Origin of the sequence: Termitidicoccus mucosus (assembly GCF_038725785.1) — a bacterium.
Classification (GTDB): Bacteria; Verrucomicrobiota; Verrucomicrobiia; order Opitutales; family Opitutaceae; genus Termitidicoccus; species Termitidicoccus mucosus.
Genome location: NZ_CP109796.1, coordinates 5,757,864 through 5,781,525, shown reverse-complemented (window position 1 = coordinate 5,781,525; position 23,662 = coordinate 5,757,864). Strand labels below are relative to the sequence as shown.

Sequence of the window (23,662 nt, the reverse complement as noted above, 5' to 3'; positions counted from 1 at the left end):
TCGTATCCATTATTCAATTACATTTGTGCGCGTCCCGTCATCGCGCGCGCACCCATACAAACCGCACTCCATCATGTCCTCTTTCATTTCCCACATTCCATTCCAATTCCGCCGCTGTGTCTTCCTGACCGCGGCCCTTGCCGGAGGGCTTCATGCGCCCTCCTCGCTCCATGCCGGCCCCGCGGCCTCCGCGCCGCCGCCCGCCACCGGCGGCGACCACGACGAGCCCGTGCTGCTCGAAAACCTCGTCGTCACGGCCACTCCCTACACGCGCGGCCAAGCCGACCTTGCCCAACCCACCGGCGTCCTCGCCGGACGCCGGCTTTTGCTCGCCCAAAACACCTCGCTCGGCGAACTCCTCGCCGGCGAGACCGGCGTGGCCTCCACGTATTTCGGCCCCGGCGCGAGCCGCCCGGTCATCCGCGGCCTCGGCGGCGACCGCGTGCGCGTGCTCACCAACAGCATCGGCACCATCGACGCGTCCGTCACGAGTCCCGACCACGCCGTGTCGCTCGACCCGCTGCTGATCGAGCGCGTCGAGATCGTGCGCGGCCCCGCCTCGCTGCTCTACGGCGGCAACGCCGTCGGCGGCGTGGTCAACGTCATCGACCACCGCATCCACACCACGCTGCCCGACGAGCCGCTCAACGGCCGCGTCGAAGGGCGCGTGAATTCCGTCAACGACGAGAAAAGCGCCGGCGCCGTCCTCGAAGGCAGTGCCGGCCGCTTCGCGTGGCACCTCGACGGCTACCGCCGCGCCACCGGCGACGTGCGCATTCCCGGTTACGCCCAAAGCGGACGCGTCCGCGCGGAGGAGGCGCACGAGCACGAGGAGGAAGATGATCACGATCATGAGTACGGCGACGAACATGGCGACGACGGCATCCGCGGACGCATCGCCAACACCGCGATCGAGACCGACGGCGGCGCGGCCGGGTTTTCCTACATCGGCCCGCGCGGCTACGTGGGCGTTTCCTACAGCGGCCACAACTCGCTCTACGGCGTCCCGCCCGGCGCGCACGTCCACGAGCACGAGGAAGGCGGCGACGATGATGACCACGAGGCCGGGGAACACGAGGAAGGCGACGTGCGCATCGACCTGCGCCAGCGGCGGCTGGACTTGCAGGCCGCCTACACCGAGCCGTTCGGCATTTTCCGCGAGGCCCGGATGAAGCTCGGCTTCGCCAAATACCGCCACCAGGAACTCGAGGGCGATGAGATCGGCACCGTTTTCAAAAACAAAGGCTACGACGGGCGCTTCGAGCTGCTGCACAACGCGCTCGGTCCCGTCACCGGCGCGCTCGGACTGCAAACCTCGCGCAGCGATTTCGAGGCGCGCGGCGAGGAGGCGTTTGTCCCGTCCTCGCGCACGGACGGCGGCGCGCTCTTCCTTTTCGAGGAGGCGACGTTCTCATCCGTCACGTTTCAGCTCGGCGCGCGCACGGACTACCAAAAAATAAAACTCCGCGACGGCTCCGGCATTTCGCGCGACGACACCACGGCGAGCGCCTCCGCCGGACTTGTCTGGGGTATCGCGTCCGGCTGGACGCTCGGCTCGTCGTTCGCCGCCACCACGCGCCAGCCGAACGCGCAGGAGCTCTACGCGGACGGGCCGCACATCGGCACGCAGGCCTACGAAATCGGCGACCCGCGCCTCTCCAACGAGCACGCCCTCAGCCTCGATCTCACGCTGCGCAAGCGCGCCGGCTTCGTGACCGGGGCGCTCACGTTTTTCGTCAGCCGGTTCGACGGCTACATCTACGAAAATCCGACCGGCGCGGAGCACGACGGGCTGGACGTTTATCGCTACGTGCAGCACGACGCGCGTTTTTACGGCGTCGAATTGGAGACGATTTTCCACCTGCTCCATTCCGAAGCACAGCAGCTCGACTTCACGCTCGGCGGCGATCTCACGCGCGCGGAAAACACCGATGCCGGCACCGACCTGCCGCGCATCACGCCCGCCCGCCTGCGGGCGGCGCTCGACTGGGTGCGCGGCCAGGTCAGCCTCGGCGCGGAAACGCAGTGGGTCGGCCGCCAGGCCCGCACCGCGCCCAACGAAACCGAGACGCCCGGCTACGCGCTTCTCAATGCCCACGCCGCCTACCGGTTCGCGTTCGCCCGCGCGCAATGCGAGGCGTTCCTGCGCGGCACGAATCTCGCCAACGAGGATGCGCGCCCGCACACATCCTTCCTGAAGGATTACGCGCCGCTGCCCGGCCGCGGCCTGGCGGCGGGCATGCGCGTGAGTTTCTGAGCGGCACGGGCTGGCAGCCGGTGTCTCCGAGAAGCAACGCGAACGCGACAGCGACTGGGAGCGCCGGCATCCTGCCGGCTTTGGCGGCGCGAAGCGCCGTCCCACGGGCGGGACGCCCGTGCCACGCAATCCGGCGTCCGTGCTATTCATAATCCGGAATCCATTTTGCAGGTATCGGACTTACGGATACAAAAAAACGCCCCGCGTCTTGGCGCGGGGCGTTTTTTTGAGAAACTTCGTTTTCTGCTTTCGCGCGCGGCGCAAACTCAGGCGCCGAGCTGGTAGCGGGTGAAGCGGCGGACGGTGATGTTTTCGCCGATGGTGGCGATCTTTTCCGTCACCATTTCCTTGATGCTCTTGTCCGGGTTCTTCACGAAGGGCTGGTCCAGAAGGCACACGGTGGAGTAGTATTTCTCCAGCTTGCCTTCGACGATCTTCTGGATGGCCGCGGGGGGCTTGCCCTGCACCTGCGCCGTCGCGATGTCGCGCTCGGCGGCGATGGCGGCCTCGGGAACCTCGTCCCGGCTCACGTAGAGCGGGCTGGCGGCGGCGATTTGCAGGCAAATGTCCTTGCAGAAGGCCTTGAAGTCCTCGTTGCGGGCGACGAAGTCGGTCTCGCAGTTGACTTCGAGCAGCACGCCGACTTTGCCGCCGACGTGGATGTAGCTCTCGATGAGGCCTTCCTTGGTGGCGCGACCTGCTTTCTTGTCGGCGGAGGCGGCGCCTTTTTTGCGCAGGATGGTGATGGCCGCTTCCATGTCGCCGCCGGATTCGGCGAGCGCTTTCTGGCAGTCGAGGAGGCCGGCGCCGGTTTTTTCACGAAGTTCTTTGACCGCCTGGGCGGTGACAACTGTGCTCATGATCGTTTTCTGTGGGTGTTTTAGTGTTCCTGGTTCAAGTGGCGTCTGCGGGCCGCGGGCTTATTCCGCGTCGGCGTCCGCCTCGACCGCATCATCCTTGGGCGCGGCGATCTTTTTGCGGGCGGGCTTCTTCTTGGCGGGCTTGGCGGCGTCCTCGCCCTCGACGACCGCCTCGGGATCGACATCGGCGGGCAGCTCGACCTTGCTGAGGTCGATCTCGCCGGCCTCGTTGGTGGCGCCGGATGCCTCGGCCACGGCGGCGGTGGCGGCGCGCAGGTCGGCCTGGCCGCGGGCGGTGCGGCGGCTCTCGCGCTGGGCGAGCCCGCTCTGGACGGCCTCGACGATGGTTTCGACGATGATGCGGACGGATTTCACGGCGTCGTCGTTGCCGGGAATCGGGTGCGAGAGCGCGGTGGGGTCGGAGTTGGTGTCGATGAGGCCGATGCAGGGAATGTTGCAACGGGCGGCCTCGGCGACGGCGATCTTCTCGTGGTTGCCGTCGATGACAAACATCGCGGAGGGCAGGCCGGCCATGTCGGCGATGCCGGAGAAGTTGCGCTGCATGCGGGCCATCTCGCGCTTGATGACGGCGGCTTCCTTGGCGGGGAGCTTGGCGAGGTCGCCGCTGGTTTCCATCTGCTGGTATTTTTTGAATTTCGCGATGGATTTCTTGACGGTGGCGAAATTGGTGAGCGTGCCGCCGAGCCAGCGGTCAACGCAGTAGGGCATGGCGGTGGCGGCGGCGGCCTCGCGGACGATGTCCTGGGCCTGGCGCTTGGTGCCGACGAAGAGCAGGTTGCCGCCGTTGCCGATGGTGTCCTCGATGAAGGCGCAGGCCTTGGCGAGGAGTTCGTGGGTCTTGCCGAGGTCGATGATGGTGATGCCCTGGCGGTGGTCGAAGACGTAGGGCTTCGAGCGCGGGTTCCAGCGCTTGGTTTGGTGTCCGAAGTGGACGCCTGCGTCGAGCAGATCCTTGGGAGTGACGTTCATGTGATCTATGTATCTTTGGCGACTACACAGGCCGGCCGATGGGCCGCCTTGCGATCGTTTTGGATGTTGTGTGGTTGTGGTTGTTGGTTCCGTCCGGAATGGGCGGAGCGGTCCAAAACAGAGGGTGGAGCGGGTGCTGGCAAGCGAATTTTCCGCGGGGCCGCGGACACGCCGAATCACACCCCGGCCAGAAACCCGCGCACCACCCGCACGAATTCCGGCCGCTTTTCCATGTGCGGGTTGTGCCCCGCTCCCGCAATCACCTCCAGCCTCGCCCGCGGGAAATGGCCCGTCACCGCCGCCCAGTCACCCGGCCCGACATAGCCCGATTTCGCGCCTGTCACCACCAGGACATCGCCATCGAAACGCTCCTCCTCGCGCAGCGGATTGCGCTCCAGCTCCGGCAGCGCCTCCGTGATGACCGGCAGGTTGATCATCCAGCGCCACGCCGCGTCGTTTCCGCCCGCCCGCGTTTCCGGGGCCGGCGCACGCTCCAGGTTTGTCGCCAGAAACTTCCGCATCGCCCAATCCTCCACGCGCCCCTCGAAACGCATCTCCGCCTCCGCCCGCGATTGCAGCGAGCGCAAATCCAGCTCGTTCATGGCCGCGAACTCCGCCCGGTGCGCCGCCGACAGGTAATCCTTTGGCGCGATGTCCACCACCACCAGCCGCGCCACTCGCCCGGCATGCCGGCAGGCCAGCGCCATGGCGACCTTGCCGCCCATGCTGTGCCCCATGAGCGCCACGCGCTCCAGCCCGCGCGCGTCCAGCCAGCCCAGCACGTCGCCGACCATCGCCTCGTAACTCATCCCGTCCGCATGCGGCGAACGCCCGTGATTGCGCAAATCCAGCGCCAGCACATGATGCGACGCCGCCAGATCGCCGCCCGCCGTCTGCCAGTTCCGCGACGATCCCAGCAACCCGTGCAACACCACCAGCGGCGGTTTCCCCGCCCCGCCGAAATCTCGAAAAAACAAATTCATTCCCCGCCACCCTGCCCCACCCGCCCCGCCTCCGCCAATCAAACTTTGCATCCATTCCTCTTCTTTGTCTTTCTCCATTCTTCTCGTTTCGATTTGGGGAAGAAGAAAGACAATAACCTGCAAAAAATCCTCGCCCCCCGCCGCTCCGCCGCCGCTACTTAACCCATTTTCCCATGTCCGCCGACACTGCAAATCCCTCCCTCGCACCGACCGCCCCCTCGTCCTCCTCCGCCGCCGCCCGCCCCGCCAAACTCACCCCGATGATGGAGCAATACTTCGAGGTGAAGGAAAACCTCCCCCGCGACACCCTCCTCCTCTTCCGCCTCGGCGACTTTTACGAGATGTTCTATGAGGACGCCGTCATGGCGTCGAAACTCCTCGGCCTCACCCTCACCAAACGTCATGACTACCCCATGGCCGGCATCCCCTACCATGCCGCCAACAACTACGTCGGCAAACTCCTCGCCGCCGGGAAAAAAGTCGCCATCTGCGACCAGGCCGAATCCGGCAAGATCGTCGGCAAACTCGTCCGCCGCCAGCTCACCCGTATCCTCACCCCCGGCACCACGCTCGACGCCGCCCAGCTCGACGCCGCCCGCAACCACTACCTCTGCGCCCTCGCCCACGACCGCCGCGGCCTCCACGCCGCCTGGCTCGACCTCACCACCGGCGAGTTCAAGGTCGCCACCGACCCGCGCCCCGAAAACCTCCTCCCCGTCCTCACCGCCCTCGACCCCGCCGAACTCATCACCGCCGAAGGCGCGCTCGATGCCTGGAAAAACGCCCCGCACGAGCAGACCGCGCTCCACGCCCTGGCCAACTTCTGCGCCACCCGCCTCGTCAGCGAACTCCCCGCCTACCAGTTCGAGACCGCCTCCGCCGTCCGCACCGTGATGACCGCGCTCGGCGTCCTCAACCTCGAAGGCTTTGGCCTCTCCGTCAGCCACCCCGGACTCGGCCCCGCCGGCGCGCTCGTTTACTACGCCACCGAAAACCTCTGCGCCAAACCCGAAAACCTCCGCGGCCTCCAGGAATACCGCTCCGCCGCCACGCTCCTCCTCGACCCCGCCACCCTCCGCAACCTCGAAATCTTCGCCTCCATCCGCGGCACCCGCGACGGCTCCCTCCTCACCGCCCTCAACCGCACCGCCACCGCCGCCGGCGCCCGCCTGCTCGAACGCTGGCTCGCCGCCCCCACCCTCGACCTCCCCGCCATCCGCCGCCGCCAGCTCATCGTCGGCGAACTCCTCGCCGCCCCCTCCGTCCTGTCCGACCTGCGCGACCGCCTCGGCGCCGTCCGCGACATCCCCCGCATCCTCGGACGCCTCCAGAACCGCCTCCGCAATCCCCGCGAGCTCGGCGGCATCCGCGACACCCTCGCCCAGCTCCCCGCCGTCCACGAAACCCTCGCCGCCCTCCCCGACTCTGAAATCTCCAGCCTGAAAACCCAAATCCACGAGCTCCCCTCCCTGCGCGACCACCTGACCCGCGCCCTCGGCGACGAACTCCCCGCCGACCTCCAGGACGGCAACTACATCCGCACCGGCTACGACCCCGAGCTCGACCGCCTCCGCTCCCTCACCACCGACAACAAGACCTGGCTCTCCGACCTCGAGCGCGCCGAGCAGGAACGCACCGGCATCCGCTCCTTGAAGATTCGATTTACCAATAACTTTGGCTATTACATCGAGGTCACCAAGGCCAACCTCCACCTCGTCCCCGCCGATTACATCCGCCGCCAGACCACGGTCGGCGGCGAACGCTACGTCACCGAGGCGCTCAAGCAAAAGGAAAAGGAAATCTTCCACGCCGAGGAAAACGCCCTCGCCCGCGAACTCGCCCTTTTCACCGACCTCGTCACCGCCGTCCTCGACGAATCCCTCGCCCTCGCGCAAACCGCCGACACCCTGGCCGAGCTCGACGTCCTCGCCGGCTGGGCCCGCCTCGCCCGCGACTGGGATTACTCCCGCCCCGAGCTCGACGACACCGACATCCTCGAAATCACCGAAGGCCGCCACCCCGTCGTCGAGCAGATGCTCAAAGACCCCTCCGCCCCGGCCGCCGCCGTCACCGGCCCGCAATCCTTCGTCCCCAACGACACCGCGCTCTCCGCCAGCGAGGCCCAGATCGCCCTCATCACCGGCCCCAACATGGCCGGCAAATCCACCTACATCCGCCAGGTCGCGCTCATCACCCTCATGGCCCAGATCGGCTGCTGGGTGCCCGCGAAAAGCTGCCGCATCGGCCTCGTTGACCGCATCTTTTCCCGCGTCGGCGCCTCCGACGACCTCGCCCGCGGCAACTCCACCTTCATGGTCGAGATGAACGAGACCGCCAACATCCTCAACAACGCCACCGACCGCTCCCTCATCATCCTCGACGAAATCGGCCGCGGCACCAGCACCTACGACGGCCTCAGCATCGCCTGGGCGGTGGTCGAGCACCTTCACCGCGACGAAACCTGCGGCCCGCGCACCCTCTTCGCCACCCACTACCAGGAACTCACCCAGCTCGAAAAACACCTCCCCCGCCTGCGAAACTACAGCGTCGCGGTGAAAGAGTGGAACGACGACATCGTCTTCGTCCGCCGCGTCGTCCCCGGCGCCGCCGACCGCAGCTACGGCATCCAGGTCGCCCGGCTGGCGGGCCTGCCGCTCACCGTCATCGACCGCGCCAAGACCATATTGACCAAACTCGAATCCGACGACACCACCGTCGAACTCACCACCCCCAAGGCGCGCCCCAGGAAAAAAATCACCGTGAAGCCCGACGACGCCGCGCAGATGAACTTCCTCTGACTCCCCCGCCGCCCTCAGCGCCCCTGCCTGCCCGTGGGGGCTTCGTGCTTTGGCCTTGTCCCCCAACGCCCGCCCTTGATTCCTTCGCCGCATGACGCCCCGCCAAACCAGCGCCGCTCCGGGAAAAATCACTTCCGACACCGTCCGCGCCGACTTCAACGATCCCGTCGCCGTCGTTCACTACACCCGCGCCGCGCACAAGCTCGGCCTCTGGGAGTCCGAGCGCATTTGCATCGAACGGTTCTTCCCCGACAAAAACGCGCGCCTCCTCGAAGGCGGCTGCGGCGCGGGCCGCGTCACGCTCGGCCTCTGGAAACTCGGTTACCGCCGCATCGCCGCGTTCGATTTCGCCGACGAACTTGTCGGGCAGGCCCGCGATCTCGCCGCCCGCCGCGGCGCCGCCGGCATCGCCATCCATCACGCCGACGCCACCCGCCTCGGCGAACACCCCGCCTTCGCCCCCCTCCTTTCCGCCGCGGCGCGTGCTGCGTCCGCCCCGCCCGCCGGTTCGAGTGGCACGGGCGACTCGCCCGTGGACGACGCTCCGCGTCGCAATCCTTCCGCCTCCACACCAACCGCACCGACCACCTTCGCCTCATCCGCGGACGCGTTTGACGGCGCGCTCTTCATGTTCAACGGCCTCATGCAAATCCCCGGCCGGAAAAACCGCCTCGCCGCGCTCGCCAACCTCCGCGCGCTCTGCCGCCCCGGCGCGCCGCTCCTCATCACCACGCACGACCGCGACGCCACCGTTTTCGAACGCGCCCTCTGGATACCCGAGGCCGAACGCTGGGCTAAGGGCGGGCAGGACCCGCGCCTGGTCGAATACGGCGACCGCTATTTCGAGGATCAGAACGGCCGCACCTTCATGCACCTGCCCAACCGGGCGGAGATTCTGGCCGATCTCGCCGCCACCGGCTGGGAGCACCGTTACGACGCCCTGCGCCGCGAAATCGCCCGCGAGTCCCGCGCCGTCCGCGATTTCTCCGACGAATGCCGCTTCTGGCACGCCGTCGCCGCCTCGCAGCCAGTTCAAGTTTTAAGTTTAAGTTGAAGGCAGGAAGCGTGTCTGCGCGCCCAGGTTCGGGCCTGGATTCTTCAACTTAATTTTAAAACTTGAACTGGCTGCGAGGCGGCCCTTGCCCTGGCCGCGCGCGTCCCGCACACTCGCCATCCTCACATTGAAGCAATGCACATGTTCACCGACCGCACCTGGCTCTGGCTGGCCGCCGCGTTTTATCTCGCGGGCTTCGTGCTCGGCAGCGTGTCGATGCTGCGCGCGCGCCGCCACCCGCGCGCCCTCATGTATGCCATCGTCGCGGGCGGTTTCATCCTCCAGACCCTCGGCCTCTACGCACGCGGCCTCGCCGTGAAAGGCTGCCCCATCGGCAACACCTTCGAGCTCTTCCAATTCACCGCCTGGTCGGCCATCGCCCTCTACCTCGTCGTCGGCGTGACCTTCCGCCTCAGCCTGCTCGGTTACTTCACCGCCACGCTCGCCACCGCGCTCACCCTCCTCTCGCTCGTCATTCCCGTCTGGGACGCCACCCGCCGCATCGGCGCGTTTGGCGGGAACTACTGGATCGAATTTCACGCCGCGCTCGCCCTCTTCAGCTACGGCGTGTTCGGCCTGCTCGCGCTCACCTCGGTCATGTGGCTGCTTCAGTTTTTCAGCCTGAAACAACATCACCTGCGCGGCATGTTCTCCTTTCTCCCGTCCATCCTCGAACTCGACCACATCAACCTCCGGCTCCTCGCCACCGGCGTCGTCCTCCTCGGCGCGTCGCTCGCGGTCGGTTCCGTTTACTGGCTCGACGACACCGGCACGGTCAACGCCCCGAAGCTCGTTGCGACCGTCGCGGTCTGGGTTGCCTACACTGTCGCGCTCGGCCTCCGCCTCGCCGACCGCCTCATCACCAAACGCCTCGCGTGGACGTGCATCCTCCTCTTTGCCGCCGCAATATTGTCTCTCTGGCCCGTCGATTCCAGCCGCAGAAACCTAGACACGGCCGGCCGCACTTTCGAATCCGCGCCAGCGACTGGGAGCGCCGGCATCCTGCCGGCGGACGACGCGCAGCGTCGCCCCCAAGCCGCGCCAGCCCTCACGCCCGCCGCATGAGCACCGAGCCGACAGCCACTCCCGGCGCTCCGCGCCCCGATGCCCGGCCGCCATCGGCTTCCCCGTCCGCGCCCGCCCTTTTCTACGTCGGCGCCAGCCACCACACCGCGCCTCTCGAACTCCGCGAACGCCTCGCGCTCACCGCCGACAAACTCGATGCGATCCACGCCCGCCTCGCCGCCCTGCCCGGCCTCCGCGAAATCGCCATCCTCAACACCTGCAACCGCGTCGAATTCTACGGCGTCGCCGGCACGCCGGATTGCAACCCAATGGGTTGCAATCCGGCCGCCGCCGCTGCCGTGTCCGCCCCTCCCGCCGACCCTGTCGATGCCATCGGACGCCTCGAAGCCGAATTCTGCGCTCTCCAGCACATCCCCGCCGAATCCTTCCGCGCCATCCGCCGGCGCGCCCACGGCCCCGACGCGCTCCGCCACCTGCTCGATGTCTCCGCCGGGCTCGATTCGCAGATGCTCGGCGAGACCGAAATCCTCGGCCAGGTGAAGGAAGCCTACGCCGCCGCCCAAAGCCGCCGCACCGCCGGCCCCGTGCTCAACCGCGTTTTTCAAAAAACCTTCCAGCACGCCAAATATATCCGCACCCACACCGCGGTCACCGAAGGCGTCATCAGCACCGCCAACGTCGCCGTTGACCTGGCCCTGAAAATCTTCGGACGCCTCGACCGCGCCCGCATCCTTCTTCTCGGGGCCGGCGAGATTGCGGAAAAGAACGCGCGCGCCTTCCAAAGCCGCGGCGCCGCCGCGCTCACCGTCGCCAGCCGCACCTTCGAGCGCGCGCTCGAACTCGCCCGCCTCTTCCACGGCGCCGCGCTTCCCCTCGAAAACGTCCCCCGCCATCTCGCCGACTACGACATCGTCGTGTGCTCCACCGCCGCGCCCGGCGCCGTGATCACGCGCGAGGCCGCCGCCGGGGCCATGCGCGCCCGCCGGGCCCGCCCGCTCTTTTTCATCGACCTCGCGCTTCCCCGCGATGTCGATCCGTCCGTCGCCGATCTCGAAAACGTCTTCATCTACAACCTCGACGACCTCGCCCGCATCGCCGACGAAAACCGCGCCGCCCGCGCCGCCGAGGTGGCAAAGGCAAAGGAACTCGCCCGCCAGAAATCCGCCCAGCTCTGGGACCAGATTGCGCGTGTCGTCTCCGCCCGCAAGCCCGCGCCGGCATCCGGCGACGCGGCGGCGGCGGACTCCATGCGCAAGCCCCCGCCCGTCTCCGCGCCGCCCGTCGACCTCACGCCCTCGGCGGCCGTTTCCCAGCCGCACCGCAGCTAGCCTGGTTCGACGCGAAATACGAGAGATCCTTGAACTCCCGCCAGTCGATTTTCTCTGGGTAAAGCGAGACAATCGACGTGCCCAGCACATGGGCCAGCACCGCGACCTCAAAGTCCCCCACCCAGCGGACGCGCCCCTCGATCGCCGCCACGATGCCGCGCGAAATATCCCATCCCGCCAACTGGCACCTCGCGGCAAACTGCGCCTGGGACCACTCATGGGCCATCCGATGCCGGCGCACAGCCGGACCGACGGTGTTTCGCGGATGTTTCGAGGGAGTTCCCAATGTCTGGAATTTGCGACAGCATCGTAGAATTTTAATTGACACACTATGTCTGGAATTCCAGACATTCGGTCTTTCAACTCGCGCGATCCGACAACCACCAAAGTCACCTGCTTTTCACAGGTTCCCAAAACGACGCAAAAACTGGCCAACACGACACTGCTGATTGGATGCGACAGCGAAAACCGCTGCATTCACGTGAATCTGCTGGAAAACGCAAAGGACGGCGACTGGAGCCTGGTGTCGATTCGGAATCAGAAATACCGGAAGATGGGCGTGCGAAAGCTGATCGTCCTCATGTTTGGTCCGGACGGGCGGATTATAAACCAGTTTTACGATGACATCTCCCCTTCCGGGAAAAGAAAAACGAGCCTGTCATAGGGAACCCTTGGAAAATGCGAATGAAGTCTGTTTTGACACAGAGGCCACAGCGCTCTGACACAGAGATCTCAGAGAGAGAAAAAGAATTTTTCAGACTTGGCCTCCGTGTCCTCTGTGGGCCGCGCTCTGTGCCCTCTGTGTCAAAACAAACTTCTTCAATTTTTCTTTTTTGATAGACGCTCTTATTTTCCGCCCCCGAACAGCAGCCTCAGCGAATTCAGGCACACGACCACGGTGCTGCCCTCGTGCGCGAGCACGCCGAGGCTGAGCGGCACCACGCCGGCGATCGAGGCCAGTGCCATCAACAGCACCACGCCCAGCGAAATCGCCAGGTTCTGCCGGATGACCGACCGCGCGCGCCGGCTCAGCCGGAACGCCGCCAGCACGTTCTCGATGCGGTCGTGCATCAAGATCACCTCGGCCTGTTCCAGCGCCGCGTCGCTCCCGCGCGCGCCCATCGCCATCGACACGTCCGCCGCCGCCAGGCACGGCGCGTCGTTCACGCCGTCGCCCACCATCGCCACGCGACGCCCCGCCTCGCGGAATCCCTGGATGGCCGCGACCTTGTCCTCCGGCGCGAGCCCCGCGCGCACCTCGTCGAGCCCGAGCTCGCGCGCCACGTTTTCCGCCGCCTGCCGCCGGTCGCCGGTCAGCATCACCGTGTGCAATCCCGCCTCGCGCAGCGCCTGCAATGTCGCCCGCGACTCCATCCTGATCTGGTCGCGCAACAAAATCCGCCCCACCACCTCGCCGCCGATCACCCACACCTCGCTCAGCTCCGGCGGGGGCGGCGGCAGCGAGCGCGCCCAGTCCGCCAGCGGCCCGTGCTCCAGCAGCTCGCGCCGCCCGAGCAGCACCTGCGCGCCGTCCACGTTTCCGCGCACGCCGCGCCCGGTGAGCGATTGGAATTTCTCCGCCTCGCGCTCCCGCACCCCCTCCGCCCGCGCGTGCCGCGTGATGGCGCGCGCCAGCGGATGCTGCGAATTTGCCTCCAGCGCGCACGCCAGCTCCAGCACCTCGCGCTCGCGTCCCGGCGGAAAACTCTCGTGCCCCACCACCGCCAGCTCGCCCGTCGTGAGCGTGCCCGTCTTGTCCAGCGCCACCACGTCCACGCCCGCCAGCCGCTCGATGCCCGCGCCGCCGCGGAACAGCACCCCGTGCCGCGCCCCCCACGCGATGGCCGCCAGGATCGCCGACGGGATCGACAGCACCAGCGCGCACGGGCTCATCACCACGAGCAGCGTCATCGCGCGATAAAACGCCGGCCGCGCGCCCTGCGCATTGGCAAACGCCGGCAGGCCGAACCCGAGCCACCACACCAGAAACATCACCGTGCAGACGCCCAGCACGAACAGCGTGTAGCGACCGCCAAACCTGTCCGTGAACCGCTCGCTCGGCGCGCGCAGCTTTTGGGCCGTCTGGATCAGCCGGATGATTTTTTGCAGCGTGCTCTCCGCCGCCAGGCGGCGCACCTCGAAATCCACCGCGCCCCACAGGTTGATCGTCCCGCTGAACACCTGCGCGCCCGCCTCCTTTTCCACCGGCGCGGACTCCCCCGTGAGCGCCGACTCGTCGCTCGCGCTTCGTCCGCGCACCACCACGCCGTCCGCCGGAAACGCATCGCCGGGCTTCACCCGAGCGCGGTCGCCGATGCCCAGTTCCTCGACCGGCACCTCGCGCTCGCCGCCGCCGGGCAGCACAAGCAACGCGGTTTTCGGCGCGCTCTTCAGCAGCGCGTTCACCTCGTTGCGTGTGCGCTCCATCGCGTAGTTTTCCATCGCCTCCGCCGACGAGAACAAAAACAGCAGCAGCACCGCCTCGCTCCACGCCCCGATGCACACCGCGCCCACGGCCACCGCGAGCATCAGGAAATGAATATCCAGTTTTCGGATACGGATGTTCTCCCATGAGTCCTTGACCGCGTCCCAGCCGCCCGCGGCCAGCGCCACGCCATACAACGCCCGCGCCAGCCACCACGGCCCGGCGCCAAGCCGCTCCGCCAAAAAACCGGCCAGCCCGCACACCCCGCAAACCGCGGCGAACCCCGCCAGCACCCGCCACTCGCCCTCGCCGTGGCCATGCCCGCCGTGCGCGTGCCCGTGGTCTTCCGCCCGGTCGTGCTCATGACCGTGATGTCCGTGGGAATCCCCGTGTTCGTCCTCGCGCTCCACGCCCGCCCACGTGTATTCGCGCCATTGCCAGAAACGCGGCGCGGTCTCGCAGGTCTTCCCCGCCACCTCCGTGGTCGCGCCCTCCCGGGTCACATTGTAACCCGCCGCCCTGGCCGTGCCCGCGCCGCCGCCCTGCCGGTCGAAAGCCGCAAGCGTCTCGGCCAGCCGGCTTCTGAGCAACGCCTCGTCCACCTCGCCCAGCGTGGCGACTTTGACCGTGCGCTCCTCGGGATTCACCCGGACCGCCTCCAATCCCGGCTGCTCCCGCAAAAACCGCACCAAGGCCTCGCCCCATGTGCCCGGGTCTTTCGTGTCAGCCGAAGGATTTTCGCTCATGCCCGCCAAGCTACCTTTCCGCCGCCTCCCGGCAAGCCGCCATCCGCCAGCCGGCCCCCTTTCATCAATCGTTCTCTTTTCTCTTCATTCTTATCTTTCCTCTTTCTCCCCTGTGGGACGCGAAAGGAAGAGGGCGCAGGAAAGAATGACGAAGGAGAAAGAATGGAGAGGAAAAAGAATGAAAAAACGGCAAAAAAGCTCCCCCTGACTCCTCCCTTTACACGCCGCCCTGTATTTGTTCTCCTCAACGTTTTCCGAAAAGACAGCACCTCCGAAAAACACTTTTCCCATGTCCAAATCCGCACCCGCCAGCCAGGAAGCCAAAGCCCCGGTCGCTCCCTTCGACGAGACCCTGCACGCCATCTGGCAGAAAAACAAAAACTTCATCAACACCATCGTCATCGTCGCCCTCGTCGCGGTGCTCGGCTACTATGGCTTCGAGTATTTCCAGCACCAGAAGGAGACCTCCATCGCCGCCGACTACGCCGCGGCCGGCACCTCCTCCGCCAAGCTGAAAACCTTCGCCGACGAGCATCCCGACCATGTCCTCGGCGGGCTCGCCCGTCTCCGTCTCGCCGACGAGGCCTTCACCGCGAAAAACTACACCGAGGCCGCCGCCGTCTACCAGAAGGCCGCCGATGCGCTCGGCGCCAGCCCCTTCGCCGGTCGCGCCCGTCTCGGCGCCGCCGTCGCCAAGGTCCATGCCGGGCAAGCCGCCGACGGCGAGGCCGCGCTCAAGCAACTCTCCAACGACGGCGCGCAACTCCAGGACATCCGCGCCGAGGCCTCGTATCATCTCGGCACCCTCGCCCTCGCCGCCGGACGCAAGGACGACGCGCTCAAATCCTTCGACCTCGTCTCCGCGATCGCCCCCTCGTCCCTTTGGTCCCAGCAGGCCATGTTCCGCCGCAGCCTCATCGCCGACACCGCCTCCGTGACCGCCACCACCCCCGCCGCCCCGGCTGCTGACACCGCTCCCGTCCCCGCCGGCGCGCCCAGCATCCAGTTTTAACACCCGCCCCGCGCTCTCCCTTTCGATAAAATGGTCGGGGCGGAGAGATTCGAACTCTCGACCTCCTGCTCCCAAAGCAGGCGCTCTACCAGGCTAAGCTACACCCCGAAAAACCGCCAGAGACGAACCCATCTTCCGAGCCGCTGTCAACGCAATCCATCGCGACCTGCGCAAACCCCTCTCACTCTCTGCTTGCTACGTCACCGGTTTCCCACTAGCCGTTCACATCCAACTCCTCCTTTCACCAATGGACACCATTTCGAGCGAAAATAATAACAGCCTTCTTCCCATGATCGCTGCCATCCTTGGCGGCCTCGCGGTTCTGCTTGCCGCCATCGCGCTCTTTAAACTGAGCTCGGTCAGCAAGCAGCTCGCCAAAGTCGAGGGCGCGACCACGCGCATCGAGTCAATCGAGAGCCAGGTCTCGCAGGCCAGCGCCGCGGCAAGCGACGCCGCCAACCTCCGCAATTACGTCGCCCAGATGGAGCGCCAGATCCAGCAAAACTTCACCAACGTGCGGAATGAGTTCAACACCGTCCGCACCGAGATCAACACCGTCAAGGAATCCACCGCCCGCCGCCCCGCCCCGCAGGGTTCCGCCACGGCCGGCGGACAAGGCCAATCCGCCACCCCGCCCGTCGCCGGCCCCGATGAATACGTCGTGCAAAGCGGCGACACCGGCGTGAAGATCGCCCGCAGCAACGGCGTCAACCTCAACGACCTCATCGCGGTCAACCCCGATATCAACTGGAACCGCCTCCGCGTCGGCCAAAAGGTCAAGATCCCGAAGAAATAATCGCCGCGCCGTCAATTTCCCATCCCGCCAAAACCTCCCGCTCCGCAAGGCCGGGAGGTTTTTTGTGAGGACGCGGGATTTTAAAATGACGAATGATACCAATTACGAATGGAATTTATATTTCAGGTAGGGCGAGGCGTCCCGCCGAGCCGCGAGCCGCAACGGCTCGGCGGGACGCCTCGCCCTACCCAAACCGGACCGGCACGGAGGCCGGCCAAAAGGATAAATCTCGTTCGTAATTGGTATGACAGATTTTCCAAAACCTCCAAGCGCATCTCCAATCCGCCACTCGTCACTCGTCACCCGTCATTCATCATTCATTGTTCGTAATTCGTAATTTTCCCCATGTCCGACTCCTCCGACCACATGCCGTCCCGCTGGGAAAAACGCTCCGAGCAGATTGTCACGCGCACCCGCATCTTCGACCTGCGCTCCACGTATTATCATCATCCCGTGCGCGCAACCGGGCGGGATTTTTATGTCATGCACTCGCCCGACTGGGTGAACGTCGTCGCCCTCACACCGGACCACCGGATGGTGCTGGTGCGGCAGTTCCGCTTCGGCATCGACGATTTTTCGATTGAGATTCCCGGCGGCGTGATGGACCACGCGGGCGAGGACGCCATCGCCGCCGGCCTGCGCGAACTCCGCGAGGAAACCGGCTACGCCGGCGCCAACGCCCGCCTGCTCGGCCGCGTGCATCCCAATCCCGCCATCATGAGCAACCGCTGCCATCTCGTGCTCGTGGAGCAATGCGAGCGCGTCGCCGAGTTTGCCTGGGATCCCGACGAGGAAATGGAGGTCACACTCGCGCCCGTGGACGAGGTTTACGAATGGGCGCGCACCGGCCGCATCACCCACAGCCTTGTCCTCGACGCCTTGCTGCTGTTCGCGCCCATCTGGGAAAAGATGCGGGCATGACACCTTTGCCAACAGGAGTCCGGCTTTTGGTGGAGGGCCGAGCTCCCGCGAGGCCGTCGGCAGAAAAGGTGCGGTTAACTGCAACGGCCTCGCGGGAGCTCGGCCCTCCAAAATCGGCATTCAATTCATATTTGGCATGACACGGCATCAACGCGCGGGACTGCGCGCTACGGCGAGAGTTCCACTTCGACGGGGTCGCCTTCCTTGTGGAAGCTGAGCACGTAGGAGACGGCTTCGATGACGCGCTTCTGGCCGAGTTGCGGCCCCCAGGCAGGCATGCCTTTCGCCAGCACCCCTTCGGTCACCGTGTGGTAAACTTCCGTGGGCTTGCCGCCATGAATCCAGCGGGTGTCGGTGAGATTGGGACCGACCGCGGTCGGGTTTTCGTCCTTGCCGCGCAGGCTGGCGAGGTGGCAGGTGGCGCAGTTGGCCATGAAGATCTCCTTGCCGGCGGTCGTGAAGACCGGGTTCTGGCTTGCCTTCCACAGCGTCGGGTCATCGAGCTGCGTGGCGTTGGCCATCTTGACCGCCTCGAGGCGCGCGATTTCGGCGGTCACGCGCTCGCCGTCGCCCGCCGCCAGGCTGGCTTGGAAGTGGAAAAACCAATACACGATGGAAAACGCGATCGCGCCGTAGAAGGTGAGCAGCCACCAATTGGGCAGGCGCTTGTCGTATTCCTGGATGCCGTCGTAGGAGTGCGGGCGGAGCGCGTCGTCGGCTTGCGCGGAGGCGCCGGAGGGAGCGGCGTGGGATGGATCGGGCGTCATGGCGTCGGGCTTGGGGGTTGTCCGGGTTCGTCGTTGAAGGGGAGCGAGGCGAGATGGTCGAGCTGCGGTTTGCGCATGCGAAGCGCGCGCCACGTGATGGTGAAATAGATCGCGCCCGCCACGATGAAGGAAACGAGCGGGAATATCACGAGCCAGTGGTCAAATATCAGGCGGCGGAGCATGATGGTGTTTTATTTATTGCCCGCGAAATGCACGGAATGCACGGAAAGGGAAGCCGTGGACGGGCGCAGCATCCATTCGGATAATTTTCATAATATAATCGTTATTATATAATCCGTGCGTATCAGTGGTTTTTATTTCCGTGTGTTCCGCGGGCAATAAATCCTATTTTTTCACGATCTCGGATTTGCCGAGCTGCTGGAGGTAGGCGATGAGGGCGATGATTTCCCTGGTCGGCTCGATGGTGCCGCCCTGGGCCTGGAGCTCGGCGAGGATTTTCGCCGAATCGGCCTCGACGGATGCCTGGATTTCCCGCGGCGTCCACTCGGGATAGGGAACGCCGAGCGTGCGCAGGACGTTGATTTTCGAGGGCAGCGCGGCCACGTCGGTGTCGCGCGTGTAGAGCCAGGTGTAGCGCGGCATGTTGGAGCCGCGCCAGAGGCTGTTGTCGTCGCCGCCGGAAACTTCGCGCGGATCATACATGTGCTTGAAATGCCACATGTGATTGTATTTGCCGCCGACGCGCGCGAGGTCGGGCCCGGTGCGGCGCGAGCCCCATTGATAGGGATGATCGTAGATGGATTCGCCGAGGCGCGAGTAGTCGCCGTAGCGGATGACGTCGGGAACGAGCGTGCGGATCATCTGCGAGTGGCAGTTGTAGCAACCCTCTCGCACGTAGATGTCGCGGCCGGCGAGTTGCAGCGGCGTGTAGGGGACCTGGAGGCGGTCCTCGACATTCTTGGCGCGGTTAAGAAGCGCGCTGGGCACGATCTGGATGAGCCCGCCGATGGCGACGGCGAGGAAGGTGAGCACGGTGAACGGCGCGCAGTTGACCAGCAGCTTGTCATACCATGAGCCCCACTTCTTCATGCGCGCCTCGTAGTGGACGAAGGCGATGATGACGCAGAGGATGGTGGCGAAGAGCCCGATCAGGCTGAGCGCGCCTCCGCCGAACATCCATGCGATGGCGCACAAAATGCCGAGCGCCGAAAACAGGAACGGCGGGCTGAACAACGTGCCGCCCACGCCCAGCCGGTCCTCGGGTCGGGGCGCCTCGACAAACACCTCCATCGTGCCATTGACGGCGTCCGCGCCGGCGACGGTGCGGATGATGTTGTAGCCCATGAGCAGCCAGCCGAGCAGGTAGAGCCCGCCGCCGACCACGCGGGCGAACATCATCGGGCGGATGTTGTTCAGCGTTTCGAGGAAATTCGGATAAACCAGCACCGTGCCGCCCTCGGTGGTGGCGTTGAGGTTGAGGCCCTGCGTGATGCCGCTGACCCACATCGCACCCATGTAGAAAAGGATGCCGACGAGCCCGATCCAGAAATGGAAGTTGGCGAGGCCTTGGGAGAAGAGCGGTTTGTTCCAGAGGCGCGGCGCGAGCCAGTAGAACATGCCGGCGGCCATGAAGCCGTTCCAGCCGAGCGCGCCGCCGTGCACGTGGCCGATGATCCAGTCGGTGTAGTGGCCGAGCGCGTTGACCGATTTGATCGAGAGCAGCGGTCCCTCGAAGGTGGCCATGCCGTAGAAGGTGACGCCGGCGGCGAAGAATTTCAGCACGGGGTCGGTGCGGAGCTTGTGCCACGCGCCGCGCAGCGTGAGCAGGCCGTTCAACATGCCGCCCCACGACGGTGCCCAGAGCATGAGCGAAAAGGTCATGCCGAGCATCTGGAGCCAGTTGGGCAGCGCGGTGTTGAGCAGGTGATGCGGGCCGGCCCAGATGTAGATGAACACGAGCGACCAGAAGTGTATCACCGAAAGCTTGTAACTATATACGGGGCGCCCGGCGGCCTTCGGCACGAAATAATACATGATGCCGAGAATCGGCGTGGTGAGGAAGAACGCCACGGCGTTGTGGCCATACCACCATTGCACGAGGCCGTCCTGCACGCCGCCGAACAGCGGATAGCTGTGCAGCGGGCCAGTCGGGAGCGAGAGGTGGTTGACAATATACAACATCGCCACGGTCACGATGGTCGCTATATAAAACCAGATGGCGACGTAGAGGCTGGGCTCGTTGCGCCGCGCGAGCGTCCAGAAAAAATTCACCGCAAACACCACCCAGATGACGACGACGGCGATATTGATCGGCCAGATGAGCTCGGCGTATTCCTTGCCGCGCGTGAAACCGAGCGGCAGCGTGACGGCCGCCGCGACGATGATGAGCTGCCAGCCCCAGAAGTGGAGGTTGCTCAAGAAATCGCTGGCGAGGCGCGCCTTCACGAGGCGCTGCGTGGAATAATAAATGCCCGCAAACATCATGTTGCCCACGAGCGCGAAAATGACGGCGTTGGTATGAAGCGGACGGAGGCGTCCGAAGGTGAGCCAGGAGGTCTCGAAGTTGAGCGGCCAGAAATTAAGCTGCGAGGCAATCAGCACGCCGGCGAGCATGCCCACGGCGCCCCAGATGATGCCGGCGGCCATGAACATGCGGACAATGCGATCGTTGAACTCAATCGTGATTTTTCGGTCGGGCATGGGGAAAGCAGGGATGCAGGGAGTGTGCGGGAATGAGGCGGGGATTCAAAGCGAAACTAGGGCGCGTCCGTTTCGCGCCGTTCCTGGCGGCGGGCGCATTCGCCGTCGGCATGGTGATGATCGTGGTGCTCGTGCTTGTGTTCGCAGTCGTCGCAGTTGCCGCCGCCGCCGTCTCCGTGGCGGCCGCAGGGCCGGCGGCGCTGCTTCGGGAGCCGGCCTCCGAGATCGAGCACCACGCGGCGCACGGGCTCCTCGTTGCGCGAGGAGGCCCGGGGCGGACGGGCGGAGCCGGAGGCCGCCGCCGCGCTTGGTGTTTCCTCGGACAACGGCAGCAGCGCATCGCTCTCCGAGCTGCCGAAACGCCGCCGCGAATGCTCGCGCAGAAAGAAAACCACAAACGTGAAGACAAGACAAAGACTGATGGTCAGTGTGAGTGGAACGACTGAAAACATGGGTGCAAGTGAACCAGCGGGCGCCTCAAGAAGGAAGCCCTGATACCATTAGCGTTTTAAAAGCACGATAGAGTTACAAATTAATATTATTAATGATAGCGATAAGAAAATATATCAACAGCCTGCATCGCTGGCTATGTCGGCTTTGCCAAGAATTGCGCGGATTTTGTCCGGCGAAGCGGCCGGGCAAAGGAAATGGGACGAGGGTTCCGACGCCGGCCAGGCACAACCCGCGCCGCGTCGGAATGCCCGTGCAAACTCACACCAAGTCGCCGAATTCCGCCGCATGCCGTTGGATGAAGCGCGCCATATAGGAGCACTCCGGCACGACCTTGCGCCCTTCCGCGCGGGCATCGGCCAGCGCCGCGCGCGCCAGCCGCTCCGCCACGCCGCGCCCGCGCAAGGCCTCCGGCACATAAGTGTGCGTGAGCACCCGCGAGCCGTCCGTCCGGGTCAGGTAAGCCGCGACCGCCAGGCTGCCATCGAGCACGAGTTCGTAACGCGACTCGGCGGCGTTGTGCCTGACCGCCGCCGCCTGTCCCGCACCCTTGTCGGTGCGGTCATGATCGTTTTTGCCTGAATCGCTGTTTTTCATGCGAACAATCTGCCTCACAATAACGGCGCGAGCAAGCGGCACAAGTCCTCCAGCAAGCCGCTGAAAAACGGGAAGCGGCGCGGGCGGTCCTGCTTCAGCTCGGTGCTCGACGCCAGCAGTGTCGCGACCCACGCGCCCATTTTCCGCACATCGGCGCGCGAATACACAAACACGCCAATCTCGAAGTTCACCAGCAGGCTGCGCAGGTCGAAATTCGCCGAGCCGATGAGCCCCACCCGTTCGTCCACGATGACCGCCTTGCTGTGCAGCATGCCCGCGCCGTAGTGCATCACGCGCGCGCCCGCGCCCCGCAATTCGCGCGTGTAAAAACGCCGCGCGTAATCGGTGATGGGATGATTCGAGCGCTCCGGCAGCACGAGCACCACCCTCACGCCCGCTCGCGCCTTTACCATCAACGAACGCCACAGCACCTCGTCCGGGATGAAGTAGGGGGTGATGACATAAATGCTCTCGCGCGCGTCCTGGATCATCGCGATCAGTCCCTCGTAAAGCGGGTCGCCCTTCGCGTCCGGGCCCGACGCGACCACCTGCAACGCGCTGTCGCCCTCCACCCGCACCGGTTCGCCGGCCTCCGCCTCCTCGTTGTGCAACGCCTCGAGCGGCTTCCCGCTCGCGAACGCCCAGTCAGCCAAAAACACCTCGTTGAGCAGCACCGCCGCCGGCCCCGCGACCACCGCGCCGAAATCGCTCCAGCGTTTTTTGTTGTAGAGCGGGCCCATGTATTCCTCGGCGAGGTTATGCCCGCCGACGATGGCGGTGTGCTGGTCAAACACCGCGATCTTGCGATGGTTGCGCAGGTTGGCCGAACGCCTCGGCACGAGCGAAAACACCGGCATGAACCGCTGCACCTCCCCGCCCGCGCGGCGGATCGGGTCCACAAAGCCGCGGCTCGAAAAAACGCAGCCCACCGCGTCGAGCAGCAGCCGCACCTTCACGCCTGCGCGCGCCCGCTCCGCAAGCAATTCCACCAGGCGCCTCCCGGTGTCGTCCCGCCCGAGGATGAATGTGGTGATGTGAATCGAATGCCGCGCATGACGGATGTTCTCCTCCATCAACGCAAACGCCTCCTCGCCCGTGGTGATGAGACGCAGCGCGTTTCCGCCGACCGGCGGGCTCGCGCCGAGCGCGTTGGTGGTGTTGATGACCTGCGACACCGATGGCGACACGCGCACGAGGTCCAGCCCGCCGTGCACGAGCACGAGGCGCGACTTGCGCGCCATCAAGCGCCGCAGTTTCCGCCCGCCGAACATCAGGTAAAGCGGCACGCCGACATAGGGAATCAACACAATCACGAGCAGCCACGCCACGGTGTTGCTCGGCTGCTTTTTCTCGGCGAAAAGGCGCGCGATGAGAAAAACCGCGAACACAAAGCCGCTCACCGCCAGCACGTGGGGTAACCATGGATGCGAAAAAATCGAGCGGAGGAATTCCATGCGAACGCCGAGCCGCTGCGATGTTGGCCATGCGCATCACGTTGTGCAAGGCGTATTAATGCGGCCGCGTGTTTCTGGCAAAAAGTTTACCGCCGCGGGCGGATGCCCGTATCGGGACATCAAGGACGGCAGTCTCCGCGAAGCCTGTCCCGCCGACCGGGCCGATCATTTCGCGGCCTCAACATTTGCCCGAAAAAAACCTTGAACTTCCGGCGGCAAACCCTGAACTTCCGCCTCCCACGTTTTGGTAGGATACTCAAGTGGCCAACGAGGGCAGACTGTAAATCTGCTGAGCACCGCTCTACGATGGTTCGAATCCATCTCCTACCACCATTTTTAGCCGGGCGCGAAAGCCCGGCTTTTGTTTTTGGAGGGTTTTCCTGATTTTTGTTCGCATGCCTCGAACAGCAACCCCATCCACCGCAGTCGGCGATATCGCCGGATTGTAACCCATTAGGTTACAATCCCCGGGAAAATGCAGGCGCGGCATCGTGCAGCGCAAAGTGGCGGCGCCGGAGGGCCGAGCTCCCGCGAGGC

At 65.3% G+C, this 23,662-nt stretch carries 19 protein-coding genes and 2 tRNA genes; 10 read left to right on the top strand and 11 right to left on the bottom strand.

Going from position 1 to position 23,662, the window contains the following annotated elements; all coding sequences use genetic code 11:
- Positions 1-73: 73 nt before the first annotated feature.
- Positions 74-2,257: a TonB-dependent receptor gene (locus OH491_RS20225; RefSeq protein ID WP_084442303.1), complete on the top strand. Its 2,184-nt coding sequence runs from the start codon at positions 74-76 to the stop codon at positions 2,255-2,257.
- A gap of 266 nt (positions 2,258-2,523) precedes the next feature.
- Here OH491_RS20225 and tsf read toward each other — a convergent pair whose 3' ends face one another.
- From tsf to OH491_RS20210, 3 genes are all read right to left on the bottom strand, one after another.
- The gene (tsf, locus tag OH491_RS20220) at positions 2,524-3,117 is read right to left on the bottom strand and encodes a translation elongation factor Ts (RefSeq protein WP_068769896.1); all 594 of its coding nucleotides are present in this window, start codon (positions 3,115-3,117) and stop codon (positions 2,524-2,526) included.
- Positions 3,118-3,177: 60 nt separating this feature from the next.
- Entirely contained in the window at positions 3,178-4,107 is a 930-nt protein-coding gene (gene rpsB / locus OH491_RS20215; RefSeq protein ID WP_068769897.1) for a 30S ribosomal protein S2, read from the bottom strand.
- Between the two features lie 176 nt (positions 4,108-4,283).
- On the bottom strand, positions 4,284-5,090 hold the full coding sequence (locus tag OH491_RS20210) for an alpha/beta fold hydrolase (protein WP_342750659.1): 807 nt from the start codon (positions 5,088-5,090) through the stop codon (positions 4,284-4,286).
- Positions 5,091-5,350: 260 nt separating this feature from the next.
- Here OH491_RS20210 and mutS point away from each other — a divergent pair, with 260 nt between their 5' ends.
- The 5 genes from mutS to OH491_RS20185 all read left to right on the top strand — a co-directional run bounded on the left by mutS (position 5,351) and on the right by OH491_RS20185 (position 11,960).
- A complete protein-coding gene (gene mutS / locus OH491_RS20205; RefSeq protein ID WP_425429204.1) occupies positions 5,351-7,888 on the top strand; it encodes a DNA mismatch repair protein MutS in 2,538 nt (845 codons plus the stop codon).
- A 91-nt stretch (positions 7,889-7,979) separates the two neighbouring features.
- Positions 7,980-8,942, top strand: coding sequence for a methyltransferase domain-containing protein (locus OH491_RS20200; RefSeq protein WP_084442070.1), 963 nt, complete (start codon positions 7,980-7,982; stop codon positions 8,940-8,942).
- A gap of 141 nt (positions 8,943-9,083) precedes the next feature.
- Positions 9,084-10,007, top strand: a complete 924-nt coding sequence (locus OH491_RS20195) for a cytochrome C assembly family protein (protein WP_342750655.1) — start codon at positions 9,084-9,086, stop codon at positions 10,005-10,007.
- Positions 10,004-11,296 (top strand): glutamyl-tRNA reductase, encoded by a 1,293-nt coding sequence (gene hemA / locus OH491_RS20190; RefSeq protein ID WP_068769900.1) that lies wholly within the window; start codon positions 10,004-10,006, stop codon positions 11,294-11,296. The genes OH491_RS20195 and hemA overlap by 4 nt, the downstream gene beginning before the upstream one ends.
- A gap of 481 nt (positions 11,297-11,777) precedes the next feature.
- Positions 11,778-11,960 carry a hypothetical protein gene (locus OH491_RS20185; protein ID WP_145928713.1) on the top strand — a complete coding sequence of 61 codons (183 nt, stop codon included), beginning with the start codon at positions 11,778-11,780 and terminating at the stop codon, positions 11,958-11,960.
- A gap of 182 nt (positions 11,961-12,142) precedes the next feature.
- Here OH491_RS20185 and OH491_RS20180 read toward each other — a convergent pair whose 3' ends face one another.
- A complete protein-coding gene (locus OH491_RS20180) occupies positions 12,143-14,467 on the bottom strand; it encodes a heavy metal translocating P-type ATPase (protein WP_068769903.1) in 2,325 nt (774 codons plus the stop codon).
- 289 nt (positions 14,468-14,756) lie between these two features.
- On the opposite strand from OH491_RS20180, the gene OH491_RS20175 reads away from it, so the two are divergent.
- On the top strand, positions 14,757-15,479 hold the full coding sequence (locus OH491_RS20175) for a tetratricopeptide repeat protein (RefSeq protein WP_068769904.1): 723 nt from the start codon (positions 14,757-14,759) through the stop codon (positions 15,477-15,479).
- Positions 15,480-15,510: 31 nt separating this feature from the next.
- Here the strand turns inward: OH491_RS20175 and OH491_RS20170 are convergent.
- A tRNA-Pro gene (locus tag OH491_RS20170) sits at positions 15,511-15,587 on the bottom strand.
- 181 nt (positions 15,588-15,768) lie between these two features.
- On the opposite strand from OH491_RS20170, the gene OH491_RS20165 reads away from it, so the two are divergent.
- Positions 15,769-16,275, top strand: a complete 507-nt coding sequence (locus OH491_RS20165; RefSeq protein WP_334319219.1) for a LysM domain-containing protein — start codon at positions 15,769-15,771, stop codon at positions 16,273-16,275.
- A 345-nt stretch (positions 16,276-16,620) separates the two neighbouring features.
- A complete protein-coding gene (locus tag OH491_RS20160; protein ID WP_084442071.1) occupies positions 16,621-17,196 on the top strand; it encodes an NUDIX hydrolase in 576 nt (191 codons plus the stop codon).
- A 167-nt stretch (positions 17,197-17,363) separates the two neighbouring features.
- Here the strand turns inward: OH491_RS20160 and OH491_RS20155 are convergent, their stop codons facing one another.
- From OH491_RS20155 to OH491_RS20130, 6 genes are all read right to left on the bottom strand, one after another.
- Entirely contained in the window at positions 17,364-17,963 is a 600-nt protein-coding gene (locus OH491_RS20155) for a cbb3-type cytochrome c oxidase N-terminal domain-containing protein (RefSeq protein WP_084442072.1), read from the bottom strand.
- Positions 17,960-18,145 (bottom strand): hypothetical protein, encoded by a 186-nt coding sequence (locus tag OH491_RS20150; protein ID WP_068769906.1) that lies wholly within the window; start codon positions 18,143-18,145, stop codon positions 17,960-17,962. The genes OH491_RS20155 and OH491_RS20150 overlap by 4 nt, the downstream gene beginning before the upstream one ends.
- A gap of 163 nt (positions 18,146-18,308) precedes the next feature.
- A complete protein-coding gene (gene ccoN / locus OH491_RS20145; protein WP_068769907.1) occupies positions 18,309-20,624 on the bottom strand; it encodes a cytochrome-c oxidase, cbb3-type subunit I in 2,316 nt (771 codons plus the stop codon).
- Positions 20,625-20,680: 56 nt separating this feature from the next.
- Positions 20,681-21,076: a hypothetical protein gene (locus OH491_RS20140; protein WP_068769908.1), complete on the bottom strand. Its 396-nt coding sequence runs from the start codon at positions 21,074-21,076 to the stop codon at positions 20,681-20,683.
- 259 nt (positions 21,077-21,335) lie between these two features.
- Positions 21,336-21,671 carry a GNAT family N-acetyltransferase gene (locus OH491_RS20135; protein WP_084442073.1) on the bottom strand — a complete coding sequence of 112 codons (336 nt, stop codon included), beginning with the start codon at positions 21,669-21,671 and terminating at the stop codon, positions 21,336-21,338.
- A 14-nt stretch (positions 21,672-21,685) separates the two neighbouring features.
- Complete coding sequence (locus OH491_RS20130; RefSeq protein ID WP_068769909.1) at positions 21,686-23,125, bottom strand: phospholipase D-like domain-containing protein; 1,440 nt, start codon at positions 23,123-23,125, stop codon at positions 21,686-21,688.
- A gap of 246 nt (positions 23,126-23,371) precedes the next feature.
- Here OH491_RS20130 and OH491_RS20125 point away from each other — a divergent pair.
- A tRNA-Tyr gene (locus OH491_RS20125) sits at positions 23,372-23,458 on the top strand.
- Positions 23,459-23,662 lie beyond the last annotated feature (204 nt).

Bases quoted from the DNA above. Each gene is read 5' to 3' on its own strand.
- OH491_RS20225 (WP_084442303.1), top strand. From the start codon at position 74: ATGTCCTCTTTCATTTCCCACATTCCATTCCAATTCCGCCGCTGTGTC.
- tsf (WP_068769896.1), bottom strand. From the start codon at position 3,117: ATGAGCACAGTTGTCACCGCCCAGGCGGTCAAAGAACTTCGTGAAAAA.
- rpsB (WP_068769897.1), bottom strand. From the start codon at position 4,107: ATGAACGTCACTCCCAAGGATCTGCTCGACGCAGGCGTCCACTTCGGA.
- OH491_RS20210 (WP_342750659.1), bottom strand. From the start codon at position 5,090: ATGAATTTGTTTTTTCGAGATTTCGGCGGGGCGGGGAAACCGCCGCTG.
- mutS (WP_425429204.1), top strand. From the start codon at position 5,351: ATGATGGAGCAATACTTCGAGGTGAAGGAAAACCTCCCCCGCGACACC.
- OH491_RS20200 (WP_084442070.1), top strand. From the start codon at position 7,980: ATGACGCCCCGCCAAACCAGCGCCGCTCCGGGAAAAATCACTTCCGAC.
- OH491_RS20195 (WP_342750655.1), top strand. From the start codon at position 9,084: ATGTTCACCGACCGCACCTGGCTCTGGCTGGCCGCCGCGTTTTATCTC.
- hemA (WP_068769900.1), top strand. From the start codon at position 10,004: ATGAGCACCGAGCCGACAGCCACTCCCGGCGCTCCGCGCCCCGATGCC.
- OH491_RS20180 (WP_068769903.1), bottom strand. From the start codon at position 14,467: ATGAGCGAAAATCCTTCGGCTGACACGAAAGACCCGGGCACATGGGGC.
- OH491_RS20175 (WP_068769904.1), top strand. From the start codon at position 14,757: ATGTCCAAATCCGCACCCGCCAGCCAGGAAGCCAAAGCCCCGGTCGCT.
- OH491_RS20165 (WP_334319219.1), top strand. From the start codon at position 15,769: ATGATCGCTGCCATCCTTGGCGGCCTCGCGGTTCTGCTTGCCGCCATC.
- OH491_RS20160 (WP_084442071.1), top strand. From the start codon at position 16,621: ATGTCCGACTCCTCCGACCACATGCCGTCCCGCTGGGAAAAACGCTCC.
- OH491_RS20155 (WP_084442072.1), bottom strand. From the start codon at position 17,963: ATGACGCCCGATCCATCCCACGCCGCTCCCTCCGGCGCCTCCGCGCAA.
- OH491_RS20150 (WP_068769906.1), bottom strand. From the start codon at position 18,145: ATGCTCCGCCGCCTGATATTTGACCACTGGCTCGTGATATTCCCGCTC.
- ccoN (WP_068769907.1), bottom strand. From the start codon at position 20,624: ATGCCCGACCGAAAAATCACGATTGAGTTCAACGATCGCATTGTCCGC.
- OH491_RS20140 (WP_068769908.1), bottom strand. From the start codon at position 21,076: ATGTTTTCAGTCGTTCCACTCACACTGACCATCAGTCTTTGTCTTGTC.
- OH491_RS20135 (WP_084442073.1), bottom strand. From the start codon at position 21,671: ATGAAAAACAGCGATTCAGGCAAAAACGATCATGACCGCACCGACAAG.
- OH491_RS20130 (WP_068769909.1), bottom strand. From the start codon at position 23,125: ATGGAATTCCTCCGCTCGATTTTTTCGCATCCATGGTTACCCCACGTG.